The organism is Actinoplanes sp. HUAS TT8 (assembly GCF_051380535.1).
Classification (GTDB): domain Bacteria; phylum Actinomycetota; class Actinomycetes; order Mycobacteriales; family Micromonosporaceae; genus Actinoplanes.
In genome coordinates, this window is the sequence record NZ_CP195646.1 from 8,724,647 (window position 1) to 8,741,338 (window position 16,692).

Annotated in this window: 16 protein-coding genes; 6 read left to right on the forward strand and 10 right to left on the reverse strand. The window is 71.1% G+C overall.

Annotation, left to right across the window (positions count from 1 at the left end; all coding sequences use genetic code 11):
- Positions 1 to 83 precede the first annotated feature (83 nt).
- The 4 genes from ACSHV8_RS38765 to ACSHV8_RS38780 form a co-directional block, all read right to left on the reverse strand.
- Entirely contained in the window at positions 84 to 1,259 is a 1,176-nt protein-coding gene (locus ACSHV8_RS38765; RefSeq protein ID WP_436524245.1) for an ABC transporter permease, read from the reverse strand.
- The gene (locus ACSHV8_RS38770; protein ID WP_436537104.1) at positions 1,246 to 1,896 is read right to left on the reverse strand and encodes an ABC transporter ATP-binding protein; all 651 of its coding nucleotides are present in this window, start codon (positions 1,894 to 1,896) and stop codon (positions 1,246 to 1,248) included. The genes ACSHV8_RS38765 and ACSHV8_RS38770 overlap by 14 nt, the downstream gene beginning before the upstream one ends.
- Positions 1,897 to 1,976: 80 nt before the next feature.
- A complete protein-coding gene (locus tag ACSHV8_RS38775) occupies positions 1,977 to 3,011 on the reverse strand; it encodes a hypothetical protein (protein WP_436524247.1) in 1,035 nt (344 codons plus the stop codon).
- Positions 3,001 to 3,552: a hypothetical protein gene (locus tag ACSHV8_RS38780; RefSeq protein ID WP_436524249.1), complete on the reverse strand. Its 552-nt coding sequence runs from the start codon at positions 3,550 to 3,552 to the stop codon at positions 3,001 to 3,003. The genes ACSHV8_RS38775 and ACSHV8_RS38780 overlap by 11 nt, the downstream gene beginning before the upstream one ends.
- Before the next feature lie 101 nt (positions 3,553 to 3,653).
- Here ACSHV8_RS38780 and ACSHV8_RS38785 point away from each other — a divergent pair, with 101 nt between their 5' ends.
- The gene (locus ACSHV8_RS38785; protein WP_436524251.1) at positions 3,654 to 4,340 is read left to right on the forward strand and encodes a response regulator transcription factor; all 687 of its coding nucleotides are present in this window, start codon (positions 3,654 to 3,656) and stop codon (positions 4,338 to 4,340) included.
- Positions 4,341 to 4,458: 118 nt separating this feature from the next.
- On the forward strand, positions 4,459 to 6,246 hold the full coding sequence (locus ACSHV8_RS38790; RefSeq protein WP_436524253.1) for a sensor histidine kinase: 1,788 nt from the start codon (positions 4,459 to 4,461) through the stop codon (positions 6,244 to 6,246).
- Here ACSHV8_RS38790 and ACSHV8_RS38795 read toward each other — a convergent pair.
- A complete protein-coding gene (locus ACSHV8_RS38795; RefSeq protein ID WP_436524255.1) occupies positions 6,234 to 6,605 on the reverse strand; it encodes a winged helix-turn-helix transcriptional regulator in 372 nt (123 codons plus the stop codon). The genes ACSHV8_RS38790 and ACSHV8_RS38795 overlap by 13 nt on opposite strands.
- A gap of 100 nt (positions 6,606 to 6,705) precedes the next feature.
- On the opposite strand from ACSHV8_RS38795, the gene ACSHV8_RS38800 reads away from it, so the two are divergent.
- On the forward strand, positions 6,706 to 7,071 hold the full coding sequence (locus ACSHV8_RS38800; RefSeq protein ID WP_436524257.1) for a DoxX family protein: 366 nt from the start codon (positions 6,706 to 6,708) through the stop codon (positions 7,069 to 7,071).
- A gap of 335 nt (positions 7,072 to 7,406) precedes the next feature.
- Here the strand turns inward: ACSHV8_RS38800 and ACSHV8_RS38805 are convergent, their stop codons facing one another.
- The 5 genes from ACSHV8_RS38805 to ACSHV8_RS38825 all read right to left on the reverse strand — a co-directional run bounded on the left by ACSHV8_RS38805 (position 7,407) and on the right by ACSHV8_RS38825 (position 13,602).
- Positions 7,407 to 8,894 (reverse strand): ABC-F family ATP-binding cassette domain-containing protein, encoded by a 1,488-nt coding sequence (locus tag ACSHV8_RS38805; protein ID WP_436524259.1) that lies wholly within the window; start codon positions 8,892 to 8,894, stop codon positions 7,407 to 7,409.
- A 204-nt stretch (positions 8,895 to 9,098) separates the two neighbouring features.
- Complete coding sequence (locus tag ACSHV8_RS38810; RefSeq protein ID WP_436524261.1) at positions 9,099 to 10,226, reverse strand: NAD(P)/FAD-dependent oxidoreductase; 1,128 nt, start codon at positions 10,224 to 10,226, stop codon at positions 9,099 to 9,101.
- Positions 10,227 to 10,232: 6 nt separating this feature from the next.
- Positions 10,233 to 10,889, reverse strand: coding sequence for a peroxiredoxin (locus tag ACSHV8_RS38815; protein WP_436524262.1), 657 nt, complete (start codon positions 10,887 to 10,889; stop codon positions 10,233 to 10,235).
- 46 nt (positions 10,890 to 10,935) lie between these two features.
- Positions 10,936 to 12,861 (reverse strand): BTAD domain-containing putative transcriptional regulator, encoded by a 1,926-nt coding sequence (locus ACSHV8_RS38820; protein ID WP_436524264.1) that lies wholly within the window; start codon positions 12,859 to 12,861, stop codon positions 10,936 to 10,938.
- Between the two features lie 21 nt (positions 12,862 to 12,882).
- A complete protein-coding gene (locus ACSHV8_RS38825) occupies positions 12,883 to 13,602 on the reverse strand; it encodes a GntR family transcriptional regulator (protein ID WP_436524266.1) in 720 nt (239 codons plus the stop codon).
- Between the two features lie 70 nt (positions 13,603 to 13,672).
- Here ACSHV8_RS38825 and deoC point away from each other — a divergent pair, with 70 nt between their 5' ends.
- From deoC to ACSHV8_RS38840, 3 genes are all read left to right on the forward strand, one after another.
- Positions 13,673 to 14,368: a deoxyribose-phosphate aldolase gene (gene deoC / locus ACSHV8_RS38830; RefSeq protein WP_436524268.1), complete on the forward strand. Its 696-nt coding sequence runs from the start codon at positions 13,673 to 13,675 to the stop codon at positions 14,366 to 14,368.
- A 256-nt stretch (positions 14,369 to 14,624) separates the two neighbouring features.
- On the forward strand, positions 14,625 to 15,914 hold the full coding sequence (locus ACSHV8_RS38835) for a VWA domain-containing protein (protein WP_436524269.1): 1,290 nt from the start codon (positions 14,625 to 14,627) through the stop codon (positions 15,912 to 15,914).
- Entirely contained in the window at positions 15,914 to 16,690 is a 777-nt protein-coding gene (locus ACSHV8_RS38840; protein WP_436524271.1) for a peptidase, read from the forward strand. The genes ACSHV8_RS38835 and ACSHV8_RS38840 overlap by 1 nt, the downstream gene beginning before the upstream one ends.
- Positions 16,691 to 16,692: the final 2 nt, after the last annotated feature.

The window sequence follows — 16,692 nt, forward strand, 5'->3', positions numbered from 1 at the left end:
CCTGCCGCGAAACGGGGGGCAGGGGCGCGGCACTCGAACAGGACGGTCAGGCGGCGAGGGCCGAACGGCGTACACCGCCGCGGTCAGGCAGCGAGGGCTGAGGTCGGGGTGAGACGGGCGGCCCGCATCGCCGGGTAGACGCCGGCGATCATCCCGACCAGGAGGGCGCCGCCGAGGCCGGCGGCGACGGAGACCGGTGGGATCACCGGGGGCCAGCGCTGCCAGGTCGCGTACCCGAGGGTGGCGGCCACGCCGATGGCCGTGCCGATGCCACCGCCGAGCGCGGAGAGAAGAACCGATTCGGCCAGGAACTGGAGGCGGATGTGACCACGAGGAGCACCCAGAGCGCGGCGCAGACCGATCTCGCGGCGACGTTCGAGGACCGAGATCACCATCGTGTTGGCCACGCCCACGCCGCCCACCAGGAGCGACACTCCGGCCAGGCCGAGCAGCAGGGCGCCGAAGGCGCTGTCCGCGGCCCGTTTCGCGGCCAGCGCGTCGGACGGGCGGGAGACTCGGACCAGCCCGGGCAGCTGTGGGCTGACCGTGGCCGGCAGCACCGCGCGGACCTCTTCGATGGCCGGCTCCCGGCAGCGGACGTAGATGACCGTCGGATGCCCGTCGAAGCCGAGTATCCGGCCGGCCACATCCCAGCCGACCAGCACCGACTGGTCGAGGTCGGGCGCGAGTGGCACCGGTGCCAGGATGCCGGTCACGGTGAACCAGCGATTCCCGATGCTCACCTGTGACGCCGGCCGGTCCGGCCGGAGCTCGATCAGCCCGAGCCGGGCCGCCGCCTCCGAACCCAGCACCACGGTCGGGAAACGGGACGTCGCCGTGGTGAGGAAGCGACCCGAGCGCATCTGCCCGTTCACCGCGGCCAGCAGGTCGGTGCGGGCGGCCAGCACGGTCAGGCCGGATCCGTCGTACGGGTCGATCAGGTCCGACCGGCGCACCACCGCGTGCACGTTGGCGACCGCGCTGACCCCGGTCACCGGGCCGATCCGCGCGGCCATGTCCACCGACTCGACCGGCAACGGCGTCGGCGTGTCGCCCACGCTCTGCGGCTGGACGCGCAGCAGGTTCGTGCCGAGCGCGGCCAGGCGATCGGCCACCGCCTGCCGGCTGGACGCCGGGATCCCGGTCACCACCAGCATGGTCGCGATCCCGATGGCGATGCCGAGGGCGGAAAGCGCGGCCCGCAGCTTGCGGGTGCGCAGGCCGACCAGCCCGAGCCGCAGCATGTCACCGGGTCGCATCGATCCGCCCGTCCCGGATGGTGATCCGCCGAGGCAGCCGGGCCGCGATCTCCCGGTCGTGGGTGATCACCACGATCGTCGCCCCTTCGGCGTTGAGCCTGGTCAACAGGTCCAGCACGGCTTCTCCGTTGGCCGAGTCGAGCGCGCCGGTCGGCTCGTCGGCCAGCACCAGCGCCGGCGCGTTGACCACGGCCCGGGCGATCGCGACCCGCTGTTTCTCACCGCCGGAGAGCTGGCCCGGCCGGTGTTCCCGCCGGTGACTCAGCCCGACCCGGTCGAGCGCCTCCTCGGCGAGCGCCCGGCGCCGGCGCACGGGGACTCCGGCGTGCAGCAGCCCGGTCGCCACGTTCTCGGTCGCGCTCAGCCCGTCGATCAGGTGGAACTGCTGGAAGACGAAGCCGATCCGGCGTCCCCGCAGCTCGGCCAGCCGGCGGTCGGAGAGGGCGGTGACGTCCCGGCCCTCGATCGCGACGGTTCCGCTGGTCGGCAGGTCGAGCGTGCCCATGATGTGCAGCAGGGTCGACTTCCCGGAACCGGACGGCCCGACGATCGCCGCGAGTTCGCCGCGCGCCAGCTCCAGCGAGACCCCGGCCAGGGCCGTCACCCCACCGCGATACACCCGGGTGACGTCCCGCATCGACAGCACCGAATCCGCCGCCGCGGGGTGCGACGAGACGACCGACCGCGGCCCGGGCCGGGGTGGTGGGGCCGAGGCTGTCATGGGGTGGTCACCACGGTCAGGCCGTCGGTGACTCCGGGGCCACTGACCTGCACCATTCCCCCGGCGAAGACGCCGGTCTTGGCCGCCACCAGCGATCCGTCCGGGCGTTGCAGGGCATACCCGCCCTCGGCCAGCGCGACGAGCGCACCCACCGGGACGGCCAGCACGCCCTTGCGGGCGAGTGTGGTGATCCGCACCTGGACGGCCGCCGCGTCGTACGCCGAAATCGGTTTGTTCGGGGTGATGACGACGTCGACCTTGGCCGATTCGCCGCCTTCGCCCTCGGCGACGGCCCGGCCGATCGACGTGATCTTGGCGGGTGCGGAGGTGCCGGACGGCGCGATCACGGTGACCTTGGTTCCGGTGTGGACGGATGCGGCGTCGGCCGGGCTCATCGACACGGAGACCACCGCTTCGGTGGCGGTGATCGACAGCAGCGGCCCCGCGGCCGGATCGCCGGCCTGGGCCGTGACCTCGCTGACCCGGCTGGGTCCGGCCAGCACCACGGCGCCCTCCGGGGTCAGGCCCGGGCCGGGCAGGCCATGATCTTTCCGCCACCGCTTGAGTGCGGCGATCAACCCGGCGTCCGACACCTCCGGGTGCAGCGATCGCGCGGAGTAACCGAGGGCGTCCAGGTTCTTGCGGACCTCCACCACGTCCCGCCCGGTCAGCCCCGGTTTGTCCAGGGGCCGGAAGAGCGGCGTGTCACCGTAGAGGACCACCACCGGCTGGTCGTTGACCCGGTACAACTCCTGGCCACGCTTGGTTTTCAGGCCGACCGCGGGAAGTTTGGTGATCACGCCCTCGCCGACGCCCTTGACGACTCGCGCCGGGCCGAAGCCGAGGGTCCCGCTCACTGTCCGTTCATCGGTGAGATCCATCTTCCGTACCTCAATGGTGTTGGTCGTCGGTTGGGCGATCGGCGCCGGCGGCGCCGGACGGCGACCGCGCACCGCGAACGTCGCGCCGGCCGCGATCAGCGCGACCGAGACGACCGCGGTCGCCGCCTTGAGGGCCGCCCTAAGAGCCATGGCCGAAGGCCTCGAGCAGGCAGTCGTGCTCGATCTCCGTCTGGTTGGCCGGGATGGCGGTGTCCGACGAGTCGTAGGTCCATTCGCCCGGCTTGGTCACGTGCACCTTGAGGCCGTGCGCGCGCAGGCATTTGACGTTGTCGTTCCACTGCGCGGCGAAGTTCGGGTTGATGTCCTCGTCCAGTTCGGGCGGCTGCAGCGGCAGCTTGCCCGCGCAGGCGACGTAGGCCGACTTGGGCTCGCCGCTCTGGTCGAGGCGTCGTCCGGGCCCGGCCGGTCCGGCCTGGTCCACCGGGTTGGTCTTGACCCCGTGCGCGACCAGGCAGTCGTCGTAGGTGGTGAAGAACCGATCACGTTCCTCGTCGCTGGTGTCGAGGCGCAGCGGCGGCCGCGTCTCCGAGGTGGCCGACTTGGCGGTGGTGGGCGCGGCGCTCGCGAGGGTGGCGACGTCGCCGCCGCCGGTGGCGGTGGACGCGGCCGGGGCCGGTGAGCTGCACGCGCCCAGCAACAGCAGGGCGCTCAAATAGAGGATCTTCGGCATGGGGGGCACTCTGGTCAGGACTTGTCAGAAACTTGTTGTCGTCCGGTAGTCGTCCGGTTCTCGACCTGTTGGCGGTGCGGAACGGGCCTAGACTCCCCGCCGTGTGCGCATACGTGCTGGTCGCCGAGGACGATCCGAAGCAGGCTGAACTCGTGCAGCGGTACCTGGAGCACGAGGGTCACGCCGTGATCGTGGTCGGTGACGGCCGGGCCGCGCTGGAGGAGATTCGGCAGAACCCGCCCGACCTGCTGGTGCTCGACGTGATGATGCCACGCGTGGACGGCTTGGACGTGTGCCGGATCCTGCGGCGCGATTCGGAGCTGCCGGTGTTGATGCTCACCGCTCGCAGCGGCGAGGACGATCTGCTGCTCGGGCTGGATCTGGGTGCCGACGACTACATGACGAAGCCGTACAGCCCGCGCGAGTTGGCCGCCCGGGTGCGCACGCTGCTGCGCCGGAACCGTCCGGGTGTCCGGGCGCAGGATCCGGTGCTGCGGGTCGGCAATCTTCAGGTCGATCCGGTACGTCATGAGGTGCGCGCCGACGGGCGGCCGGTGACGTGCACGCCGGGCGAGTTCCACCTGCTCCGGACGATGGCGGCCGAGCCCGGCCGGGTGTTCACGCGCGAGATGCTGCTGCGGCACCTGCACGGTTTCGACGCGTATGTCACCGCCCGCACGGTCGACGTGCACGTGATGAACCTGCGCCGCAAGATCGAGTCGGATCCGCGCCGCCCGACGCGGCTGCTCACCGTCTACGGCGTCGGCTACAAGCTGGCCGACGGCTGAATCGCGCGACAAAATGCAGCCGAGCGCCACCAAACGGGCGAGCGACGATATGCCGCCGAGCCGGAAAAGCCGCGGCAGCCTCCTACGCCGGCTGCTCGTACTTTCCGCAGTCGTCTCCTTGCTCTCGATCGCCGCCACCGCCTGGCTCGCGGTCCGCACCACCACCCGCGCCATCCAGCAGGAACAGGGCCAGGCCCTCTCCGACGACGCCCGGATCTACGACACGCTGCTCGGTTACGCGGCCACCCACCGGGACTGGTCCCAGGTCGGCCCGGTGATCATCAAGCTGGGCCGGCAGACCGGGCACCGCATCGTCCTGACCGGCCAGGCCCGCGAGCCGATCGCCGACTCGGCCGACGGCGCCCTGCCCGAGCAGCCTTCGGCGATCGTCGATCCGCTCAACACGAGTTCCCTGCTGACCGCGTCGGCGAACCCGGAACCGGCCAGCTCGGACGACCGCATCGATCCGCGCGCCATCGGCCCGTTCCGGCTGACCGCGGCCGAGCGGGCCGACCTGCACGACATCGCCACCCGCGTGCAGAACTGCCTGCTCGATCCGTTGAGCGCCCCGGCCCCGGCCGGCGAGAACCAGCCCCGCGCGCAGCCGCACAACGCGGAGATCGTCGAGGAGCCCAACGGCCGGTCGCGGATCGAGACACCGGGCTCGGACCTGAACGCCGACACCGTGACCTGCGCGGAGGGACGCGCCGCCCTGGCCGCGCCGACCGCCACCGAGACGAAGGCTCTCGCCCGGCTCGACAAGCTGGTCAACGCCTGCCTGGCCCGGCAGCGCATCCCGGCCGTGAAGGTGGGGCTGGCCAACACGTGGACCTGGGCCGATCCGGAGTCGGCGCGTTCCGGCGAGCGCCGCAACCAACCGGTCGCCGACTGCCTGACCGCGGGCCGCCGTGAGCAGCTGGCGAGCTGGACCGCCCCGGCCGCGCTACTGTTCGTCACCACTCCGGGTCACACCACGCCGGCCGCGCTCGACCTGTCGCGGCCGAACCAGATCCGGATCGTCGCCGTCACGGGTCTCGTCCTGTTCGCCGCGATCGGCGTGACCGCCCTGGTCGGGGTGCGTCTGGTCCGCCCGCTGCGGGCCTTGACGGCGGCCGCCGGCCGGATGCGGGACGGCGACGCGACCGCCTCGGTCAAGGTGACCGGGCGTGACGAGGTCGCCCGTCTGGCCACGGCCTTCAACGACATGGCCGAGCGCCGACGGCACGTCGAGCAGTTGCGGCACGCGATGGTCGGCGACATCGCGCACGAGATGCGTACGCCGGTGACGAACATCCGGGGCTGGCTCGAAGCCGCCGCCGATGGCGTCGTCCCGCTCGACCGTGACCTGATGTTCTCCCTGCTGGAGGAGGCTCTGCTGCTCCAGCACGTGATCGACGACCTGCAGGATCTTTCCGCGGCCGACGCCGGTGAGCTGCGCCTGCACCCGCAGCCGGTGGAGATCGCCGACCTGCTCCCGGCGGTCGCCGACGCGTTCGCGGGCGCCGCCGAGAAGGCCGGCATCCTGTTGCGGACCACAGCGCCGCCCACGGTGATCACCGCCGACCCGATCCGGCTGCGGCAGGCGGTCGGCAACCTGATCACCAACGCGATCCGCCACACACCCTCCGGGGGCAGGATCGACATTCTTTCCCGTACGGGATCAGCAACGCTCCGCATCGACGTCAGCGACACCGGCCCGGGTATCCCGCCCGAGCAGCAGGCCTTGATCTTCGAACGGTTCTGGCGCGCGGACAAGTCGCGCAGCCGCCAGACCGGTGGCAGCGGTCTCGGCCTCTCGATCGTCCGCAAACTCGCCGAGGCCCACGGCGGAACGGTGTCGGTGAGCAGCGCACCCGGCCGGGGCGCCACGTTCACCATCGAACTGCCGCTGGATCAGCGCGCCTGATAGGCCTCCCGGCTCGCCTCGATGTGCGGGATGTGTTCGATCGCCCAGCCGGCCAGGGCCAGCGCGGGCGGGATCAGGCTCTTGCCGACCGGGGTCAGCGTGTACTCCACCCTCGGCGGCACCTCGGCGAACACCTCCCGGTCGACCAGGCCGTCCCGCTCCAGGTTCCGCAACGTCAGGGTCAGCATCCGCTGGGAGATGCCGGGGATCTGCTGGACCAGGTCGCTGAAACGCAGCGTGCCCTGGTCGAGCGTCGCCACGATCAGCAGCGTCCACTTGTTGCAGATGTGGTCGAGGATCGCGCGCAGCGTCTTGCCGCCGTCGCCCCGGATCATGCAGGTGTGTTCGTACTCCGACACGCATCCCCCTGTGCCTTGGGCACACCCGTGTGCCTTTTGTAAGCCTCCCAATACTGACGCATCATGTGGTCACTTACTACCGGTAACCATTGGGGTCGGCATGGAGATCGCGTACTGGATCCTGGGCGGGCTGCTCGCCCTCTTCTACCTCTACAGCGGCGGCATCAAGGTCGTCCGGAGCCAGGATCGGCTGCGGCCGATGATGGGCTGGGTCGACCAGATCCCGATGCCGCTGGTCCGGGTCATCGGCGGGCTGGAGGTGCTCGGCGCGCTCGGCCTGATCCTGCCCCCGCTCACCGGCATCGCGGTCGCCCTGGCCCTCGTCGCCGCCATCGGCCTGGTCCTGATCCAGGTCGGCGGCATCATCACCCACGTCTCCCGCGGCGAGACCAAACTGATCGGCCTCAACATCGCCCTCCTGCTCGCCGCCGCCGTCACCGCCTGGCTCGCCACCACCTGGCTCTGACCCCAGCCACCACACGCGAGCTGGCACTGAGGGCTGCCTCACGGCGGCGGAGCAGCCGTCAGCGCCAGCTGGCAAGCCCGAGCTGGCACTGAGGGCTGCCTCACGGCGGCGGAGCAGCCGTCAGCACCAGCTGGCAAGCCCGAGCTGGCGCTGAGGGCTACCTCAAGGCGGCGGAGCAGCCGTCAGCACCAGCTGGCAAGCCCGAGCTGGCACTGAGGGCTGCCTCACGGCGGCGGAGCAGCCGTCAGCACCAGCTGGCAAGCCCGAGCTGGCGCTGAGGGCTACCTCAAGGCGGCGGAGCAGCCGTCAGCGCCAGCTGGGTGGACGCGCGCGTGTCAGGGGAGGTGGAGTTCGGGCCAGGCGGCCAGGTCCTTGCGCAGTTGCCGGTCGTGGGTGGCGACGACCACCGCGGCCGGCGTATGCAACAGCGCCTCGGTCAGCTCGTCGACGAGCGCGATCGACAGGTGGTTGGTCGGTTCGTCGAGCAGCAGCACGTGCGGTTCGGTCGCCAGCACCGCGGCCAGATCCCGTCGGCGCCGCTGCCCGGTCGACAACGGCGGCCCGGCATCACCCGCGGCGAGCCGACCGGAAGTGGTCACTCGGGTCGCCGACTCCTGCGTCAGAAGACTTGCGCGTACGCCGGGAGCGCGAGAAACCGTACCCGAGGAAGGTTCGAGAATTCCGGCGAGCGCGGCCAGCAGCGTGGATTTCCCGGCCCCGTTCGTCCCGGTGAGCACCAGTCGCGACCCCGATTCCAGCGCCAGCGAAACGGGTGTCCGCAGCCGCTCCCCGACCGTGATCCCTTCGGCCGCCAGCAGCGTGATTCCGGGCCGTTCCGGCAGTGCCGGCATCCGGAACCGGGCCGGCGGCACGGGTGCGGTGACCGCGTTCCGATGCAGTTCTTCCTGCCGCCGATGCACCGACCGCACGAGCCCGGGCGCCCGGGTGGCCCGCTTGTGCCGTCCCACCCCTTTGTCCGGCCGCCACCCGGTGACCAGCCGATTCTGCGCTTGACTCAACGCGCCGGAGAGCCGTTCCCGTTCGGCGATCTGTTCCTCGTAGGCCTGTTCCCACCGGGCCGATGCCGCGGCCCGCCCACTCTGATACCCGGCGAATCCCCCGCCATAGACCGCGGGCTTCCCGTCCACTGTGGGGTCCAGGTCAAGAATTGTCGTGGCGACGTCACCGAGCAGCGCCCGATCGTGACTGACCACCACGACCCCGCCCGGATGCGACCGCAATTGTTCGGTCAGGAAGTCGAGCCCGTCCGCGTCGAGATGATTTGTCGGCTCGTCCATGAGCAGAAAGTCGTGGGCGGCCCCGAGCAGGCAGGCCAGCCGTACCCGGTATCGCTGCCCGACCGAGAGCGTGTCCAGCCGCCGCCCCCGATCGGCGATCGCATCGAGCCGTTTCAGGGCGAGGTCGACACGGCGGTCGGCGTCCCACGCGTCGAGCCGCTCGGCCGCGTCCAGCGCCCGGGCATAGTCGTCGGCGGCGAACCCGGGCGAGGCCGCGGCCCGGTCCAGGGCGAGCAGCGCGGCCCGGGACTCGGACAGTGCCGCTTCGACGAGCGTCCCGACGGTGTCCCCGGGTTCGAACGAGAGTTCCTGATCGGCGACCCCGAGGGTGCCGGTGAGCTGCACGGTCCCGGCGTCCGGGGCGAGTGTCCCGGCCAGGATCCGCAGCAGGGTGGTCTTGCCGCGGCCGTTCTCCCCGATGATCCCCCAACGGGACCCGGGCGACACCGCGAGATCGATTCCGGACAGGCGCGCACGATCGGCGCGAATTCCAGCAGCAACGAGCTGCGTGACGGTGGCAGGCATGCCGATTTTCCTCTGAGCGAGAGCGCTGCGGGTCGACAACAGCGAGAGCACGGCTGGTCGACAACAGCGCGAGGGCTGTTCGTGGACAGCGGCGAGCCACCCGGCGCGCGTTCTCGCGGCGGGCGGGCTCGGGTGAGCTCAGAGGTAGAACTGGTACGGCACGACGACGAGGCTACCCACACCCGCCGCCGTGCCGGAACTCGTTTATCGCCCGAACCAGCGCTTCACCCGGCTCGCACCGAACTCGGACTTGTCGGCGCGATACTCGACCGAGGCCTCGTCGAACCGGCCGGTCGACGCCTGCCCACGCAGGAACGTGACCTCCACCCGCCCGATCCGGTCACCGCCGAATTCGACGAAACAGAGGCCTTTACCGCCGTACGTCGAAGCCTGCTCCTGGCTCTTGAACCGCGCGATGATGCGCTCGGCGACGATGGCCGCCTGACCTTCGGCGAACACCCCCGCTTTGGGTGTGCCGACGCTGGTCACGTCGCCGACCGCGTACACCTCGGGGAATTTTGTTTCGAGGGTGAGCGGGTCGACCGGGATCCAGCCGTCCTCGCACATCCCGGAGTCGCGGACGACGTCCGGCACCCGGTGCACGGGCACGCCGAGGAACAGGTCGTAGGGAAGTTCCTCGCCGTCGGCCAGGATCGCGACCCGCCGTTCCGGGTCGAGCCCGGTCACGAGCCGTTCCGGGTACCAGTCGATGCCGCGCTCGGCGAACGCCCCGAGCAGGGCCCGGCTGGCCGCCGGCGACGGCGGGACCGGGGTGCCCAGGGGCATGACCAGCGCGATCTCGGAGCTTTCGCGCAGCCCACGATCGGTCAGGAAGTCGTGCATCATCAGCGCGGTCTCGCTCGGCGCCGGCGGGCACTTGAACGGTGTCGAGGTCACGCCGACCACGACCCGGCCGCCCTCGAAGCGTTCCAGCACCTCGCGGAGCGCGAACGCGCCGGGCACGGTGTAGAACTCGTGGCCGCCCTCGACCAGGCCCGGGGTCGCCGCCGGGTCGAGGTCGGCGCCGAGCGCGACGACCAGGACGTCCCCCTCGAAACGTCCGGCGTCGGTCTCCACCGCCCGGGCCGCCGGGTCGATCGCCCGAATGGTCGTCCGGACGAACCGCACACCGGGTTTGACCAGGTCGTCGTAGGAGTGCCGCACCGCCCCCTCGACGGTGCGGCCGAACATGACGTCCAGTTTGGAGAATCCGAAGACGAAGCCGTCACCCTTGTCGATCAGGGTGATCTCGACGTCGCCGCCCAGCTCCTCGGAGAGCCGGGTGGTCAGTTCCAGCCCGCCGAAGCCGGCCCCGAGCACCAGGACGCGCATCGCGGATCAGGCCGGCTGCGCGACGATGCGGATGTACGGCTTGGGCTCTTTCCAACTGCCGAAGATGTCCCGGGCCTGGTCGTTGCTGACCGAGCCGGCGATGACGACGTCGCCGCCCTGCTGCCAGTTGGCCGGGGTGGCCACCTTGTGCGCGGCGGTCAGCTGCAGCGAGTCGATCACGCGGAGGATCTCGTCGAAGTTCCGGCCGGTGGTCATCGGGTAGAGCATGATCAGCTTGATCTTCTTGTCCGGGCCGATTACGTACACGCCGCGGACCGTCTGGTTGTCGGCGGCCGTGCGGTCGGCTGCGTCCCCGCTGACGTCGGCGCCGAGCATGCCGTAGGCCTTGGAGACGACGAAGTCGGCGTCCCCGATCATCGGGTAGTTCGGCGCGGTGCCCTGGGTCTCCTCGATGTCGGCGGCCCACTGCGCGTGCTTCTCGACCGGGTCCACCGACAGCGCCATGATCTTGACGCCGCGGCGGTCGAACTCCGGCTTGATCGCGGCCAGGAACCCGAGCTCGGTGGTGCAGATCGGGGTGAAGTCCTTCGGGTGCGAGAAGAGCACCGCCCAGGAGTTCCCGATCCAGTCGTGGAACTCGATCGCACCGTCCGTGGTGGCCGCGACGAAGTTCGGAGCGACGTCACCGATGGTCACACTCATTGTGTTCTCCCTGTTCTCGTGGCTTGTTCAGCCGCTGGGGAGAAAGTTACGGAGCGAGCGTTCCCTGAGCGTTCCCTCGCGTCCGCTCGGCCCAGAAGGTGTGCCCGGCGCGGGTGAAACCGTCGGCCGCGACGTCCAGGAGCTCGCGGGATCCGCCCGCGTAACCGGCCGCGGCGTCGGCCATCGCGCGCCACGCCGCGCTCGGGAACGAGCCGACGAACTGGGCGGCCGCGTCAGCCCGCAGGCGGGCCGATTCGAGATCGCCGACCTGGGCGTACGCCTGCGCGCCGACCGGGTTCAGCAGGGCGCTGCAGGTCGGGCAGTCGCCGTGGCGGGCGGCCGTGCCCTGCGCGGCCCGCACCGAGCGGATCACCAGTTCCGGCTCGCCGCGTTCCATGGCCGCGAACGCCGCGGTGGCGTGCAGCCGGGCCCACGCGTGCCGGGCCATCGGGGTGACCGTCGCGATCGCCGCCGCCCGCTTGAGGAAGATCGTCACCTCGGCGTGGTCGCCGACGCAGGCGGCCAGTTCGGCGCGACGCAGCCAGGGCAGCGCCACCGAGCGGCTGCCGAGCGGCTCGTACAGTTCGCAGCTGCGTTCCAGGCACGCCGCGGCCTCGTCGAACCGGCCCTCCAGCAGCAACGACTCGCCGAGCAGGCACCAGGCGAAGGCCTGCGCGGGCACCGCGTCGGCGCGCTCGGCCACCTCCAGGGTCTGCCGCGCGTAGTCGCCGACGTCACCGGCGAAGTCGTCGCCGTACAACTGGTACTGGCTCAGGCAGTGGTTGAAGTCGCAGAACCGGGCCACCCGCGATCCGAGTTCGGCCTCGGCCAGCCGCTCGATCTGCTGCTGCAGCCCGGGCCGCCAGTCGCCCTGCATGTGGGAGACGAACGCGAGCGCCTCCAGCGCCGCCGCCACGTCGTCCCCGTCGCCGTGAGTGAGCGCCAGGTCATGCGCCTGCTCGGCGAACCCACGGGCGGCCGGCAGGTCGCCGCGTTCCCAGGCCAGCTTGGCCCGCAGGCAGAGCAGACGTCCCCGCTCGGCCGCGTCCGGCCCGAGCCGGTCGGCCCGGTCGAGATGCGGTTCGGCCTCGGCCGGCTGGTGCAGCATCAGCCAGGCCCCGGCCAGTTTCCGGTCGATCCGCCCGTCGCCGGCCGGAACCTGCCCGTACGCCTTCACGGCGGCGGCCGGGTCACCGGACTGCACCCGCAGGTCGCCGACCCGTTCCCAGAGGTCGGTGGTCAACGCCGGATCGGCAGTCTGCTCGGCCCGGATCTCCTCGTGCAGCCGCTGGGTCTCGGCCGACGGCTCGACCCCGAGCTCCTCGGCCAGCAGGTCCCGGAGCCGGGCGAACTGCCGCTGGGCCTCGTCGCGCCGACCGGCCAGCGCGTAGAGCCGCATCAGCCAGGCGTGCGCGTCCTCGTTGAGCGGATCCGCGGTGACCAGTCGCTGCACGGCCCGCGCGGCGCCGTTCAGGTCGCCCCCGGTCTCCAGCAGCCCCGCGTACTCCTCGACCAGGATCTGCCAGTCGGCCCGGAGCTCGTCACGGGGTGCGGTCGCCCAGTCCTCGTACAGGTCCTCGGGCAGCAGGCCGGTGCGATAGAGGTCGATGGCCGCGGCGTAGACGCCCAGGTCCCGCGAGCCCCGGGCGGCGGTGACCAGGGACCAGTAATCGCTCACGTCGACCGAAACGGCGTCAACCGGGAAGAACAACAGATCCCCGGCCGAGACGATCGTTTCGGCGCCGACAATTCTCCGGGCCGAATGCAATGCCTTACGCAGATTGGCGGCGGCCGCCGGTGGGTCGAGATCCGGCCAGATCGCGTCCATCAGCCGCTCCCGCCGGAGCCGGTGACCGGATGCCAGCGCAAGCATCTTGACCAGCACCGCAGGTGCACGCCGGGACCACGACTCGGGCGGAACCGGAGCATTGTCGACCAGGACCCGGAAACCGCCGAAAAGCTCGATGCGCACGCCGAAATCGTGTCACAGGGATTACTGGTGCGGCTCCACCCCGAAGGCTACATCGAGCCGGTATTTCGTACCGTTGTAGCGCGACTCGCTCAACTCCAGCGGCCGCCCTTCCTGGTCCAGGATGAGCCGTTCCTCGACCAGCAGCGCGGTGCCGGCCGGGACGCCGAGCTCGCGGGCGTCCTCGTCGTTGGCCGGCTGGGCGGTGATCGTCGAGGTGCCCCGGGTCGGGATGCGGCCGAGCGCGACGAGCGCCTCGTGCACCGAACCGGAGAGGTCGAAGTCGAGCAGCGCGTTGAGAACTCCGGGGTAGCAGGCGTGCTCGAACGCGAACGGGTCGCCGTCGGCCTGCCGTACGCGATAGATCGCCACGACGTCACCGGCGCGCTGCCGCAGCCGGGTGGCCTCGATCACGGTGGCCGCGCGCAGTTCGGCACTGACCACACGGGACGACGGCTTCTTGCCCTGCTTGCGGATCTCCTCGCTGAGGCGGATCAGGTTGTCGGCGCGGCGTGGTCCGGTGGGCACGGCGACGAACGTGCCGCGGCCGGGCGCCCGGTACGCCAATCCGTCGTTCACCAGCTGGGTGACCGCGGCCCGGGCGGTCATCCGGCTGACCCCGAACTCGCGGGCCAGCTCCGGCTCGGACGGCAGCGGGTCGTGGGGCCGCGCCTTGGCGATGCGCGCTCGGAGCTCCTGCTCGATGCGGAAGTAGCGCGGCGCGAAGTCTGGTCCGGCGGACATGAGGCACACCCTACCGAGAGGGGCAACCTGTCTAGACAGGCGGTTGTCTAGACAGGTAGCTTTCAGAGCCATGGATTTCACGGTGCCGCAGATCGCCCGCATGATCGACCACTCCATCCTCCAGCCCCAGTTCACCAGCGAGGACGTTCGTCAGGGTTGCGCCGTCGCCGCGAAGTACCAGGTCGCGTCCGTCTGCGTACGCCCCTCCGACGTGCCCCTCGCGGTGGAACTTCTCCGCGGCACGAATGTGCAGGTCGGAACCGTTATCGGCTTCCCCCACGGGGACACCAGCACCGAGGTGAAGGTGGCCGAGACCGAGCAGGCCGTGTTCCGCGGCGCGACCGAGATCGACATGGTCATCAATATCGGCTGGCTGCGATCGGGTGACATCGCCGCGGTCGAGACCGAGATCAAGGAGATCGTCCGGGCCGCCGGCGCGGCTCACGTCAAGGTCATCCTCGAGACGGCGTACCTCACCGACGAGGAAAAATTGGCCGCCTGCTGGGCCGCCGAGCGGGCCGGGGCCGCGTTCGTGAAGACGTCGACCGGGTTCGCCCCGACCGGCGCGACCCTCGACGACCTGGCCCTGATGCGTTCCGCGGTCTCGCCCAAGGTTCAGGTCAAGGCGTCCGGCGGCATCCGCAGCCTGGACACACTGCTGGCGATGGCCGGGGTCGGCGTGACCCGGTTCGGCTCGTCGGCGACCGCCGAGATCCTGGAGGACCTGGCCCGCCGTCAGGTGACCACCTATGCCCGCCGAGCCTGAGGCGGCCACGGCCGCCCCGGACGAGAGGCGGCGCAAGGCCACCAAAGCTCTGGCCCGATGGCGGGAAGGACGCCACCACCGGGCCAGCCGGTTCCCGAGCGTGCCACCGACGCTCACGCCGGAAGGGGTACGCGGTCCGGGCGCGAAATCCGTCCGAGCCGCGTAACGCCCCGGCACGACCGCTCCCACAAGGGGCGATCGAGCCGGGAGCCCCGCCCGGGATCATGGCGTATGCCTATGTTTATGATCTTGGCGCGTGATCCACAAAAGTCTGTCCATAGTGGTGGCGACTGGATTGATCGGCGCTGCCACCCTCCTCGGCGCCGCCCCGGCGTTCGCCCGCGAACCCGTGAGCTCCGAACCACCCCGTGTCGAACTGGTCCTCGATGTCAGCGGCTCGATGGCCGCCGCCGACATCGACGGCGAGACCCGGATCGCGGTGGCCAAGCGGGCGTTCGGCAAGGTGGTCGACGCGCTGCCGGAGACCACCCAGCTCGGCATCCGCGTCCTCGGCGCCACCTACTCCGGTGAGAACAAGAAGACCGCCTGCCAGGACACCCAGCAGATCCTTCCGATCGGCCCGGTCAACCAGGTGGCGGCCAAGAACGCGATCGCCACGCTCAAGCCGACCGGTTACACACCGATCGGCCTGGCGCTGAAGGAGGCTGCGGCCGACCTCGGCGACACCAGCGCCACCCGGCGGATCGTCCTGATCACCGACGGCGAGGACACCTGCACCCCGCCCGACCCGTGCGAGGTCGCCCGGGACCTGGCCGCGCAGGGCACCCACCTGGTGGTCGACACGCTGGGCCTGACCCCGGACGAGAAGACCCGCAAGCAGCTGGTCTGCATCTCCACCGCGACCGGCGGCACGTTCGCCGCCGCGAACAGCGAGGAGGAGCTGACCGACCGGGTTCAGCAGCTGGTCGACCGGGCCGCGGTTCCGCCGCCGGTGCAGCCGGCCACCGTCACCGGCACCGCCGACTGCGCGAACGCGCCGCTGCTGGCCCCGGGCGTCTACACCGACCGGGAGAAGATCAGCGAGCACCGCTACTACCGGGTCGCCGTCCAGCCCGACCAGGAGCTGCGCGCGTCGGTGAGCATCGCGCTCGACCGCGCGGTGCAGCCCGACTACGGCGTCCTGCTGAAGGCCGCCACCAAGGACGGCCGTGAGCTGGTCCGCGGTCTCGACGCGGGCAGCGGCCGGACCGACGTACTGTCGGCCGGTCTTCGCTGGTCGGCCGATGAGCAGAAGGCCGACGCCAAGGCCTCGGCCGAGGCCGCGGACGCCGACGAGGTCGAGGAGACCACTCAGACCGAGGTCTGCCTGATCGTCAGCAACTCGTTCGCGTCCAGTGTGGTCACCCAGACCGGCATGCCGGTCGAGCTGAGCATCGATCTGATCGACGCCTCGCACGCCCCGGACGCTCCCGGCCTGGGCCGCGGCTTCCTGTTCCTGCTGGTCCTGGCGATCGCCGGGCTGGTCGCCGGCGTGCTCGCGGGCTGGATCACCCGTTACTGGGTCGCCACCTGGAGGGAGAACTGATGCGGATCAAGCAGCTCGCCGTCGCCGGAGCCGTGCTCTTCGGCATCGCGGCCGTCCCGGCGCCGGCATTCGCCGACGACCCGTCCCCGGCTCCCGCGGTCAACGTCGCCGGCACCTCGTTCCTGACCGCGGTGCCGATCACCGCGAACCAGCCGGTCCAGGTCGGTGCGGTCACCGGCGACTACCTGTACTGGCAGTTCAACGCCGAGGCCGGGCAGCGACCGGACCTCACCGCCACGGTCACCCTGCCGGACAAGGGCCGCACCGGCGACGAGTCGTGGATCGTCGAGGTCTTCGACGGGCTGCGCCGGCGACAGGCGTGCGTGGCCGGCGAGCAGAGCCCGATCGCCGCCAAGGACGCCGGCCAGGTCACCCTCGGCTGCCGGCTGCGCCAGGTCCGCTCGTGGGCCGAGCCGCAGGACGGCGACCCGCTGCCGGGCACCTACTACGTGCGCCTGTCCAGCACGAAGGTGCCGGAGAAGGACCTCGGCCTGCCCCTCAAGATCAGCCTCGCGCTGGCCACCCCGAAGGGCGACCTCGACGCTGACCAGGGCGAACTCGCCAAGCCGCTGGTCCCGAACAACCAGCCGGGCACGGTCCTCACCGGCCCGGCGCCCGCGGTGACGCCCTCGGCCGAGGCCGACGACAGCACCTTCAGCGCCGACTGGCTGCCGGACTTCTCCGGCCGCTGGTTCTGGACCGCCGGCGGCGGCATCCTGGCCGCGCTGGCCGGCCTGTTCGGCTTCTCCCTGACCCGGCGTCGCCGAAGGATCTAAAT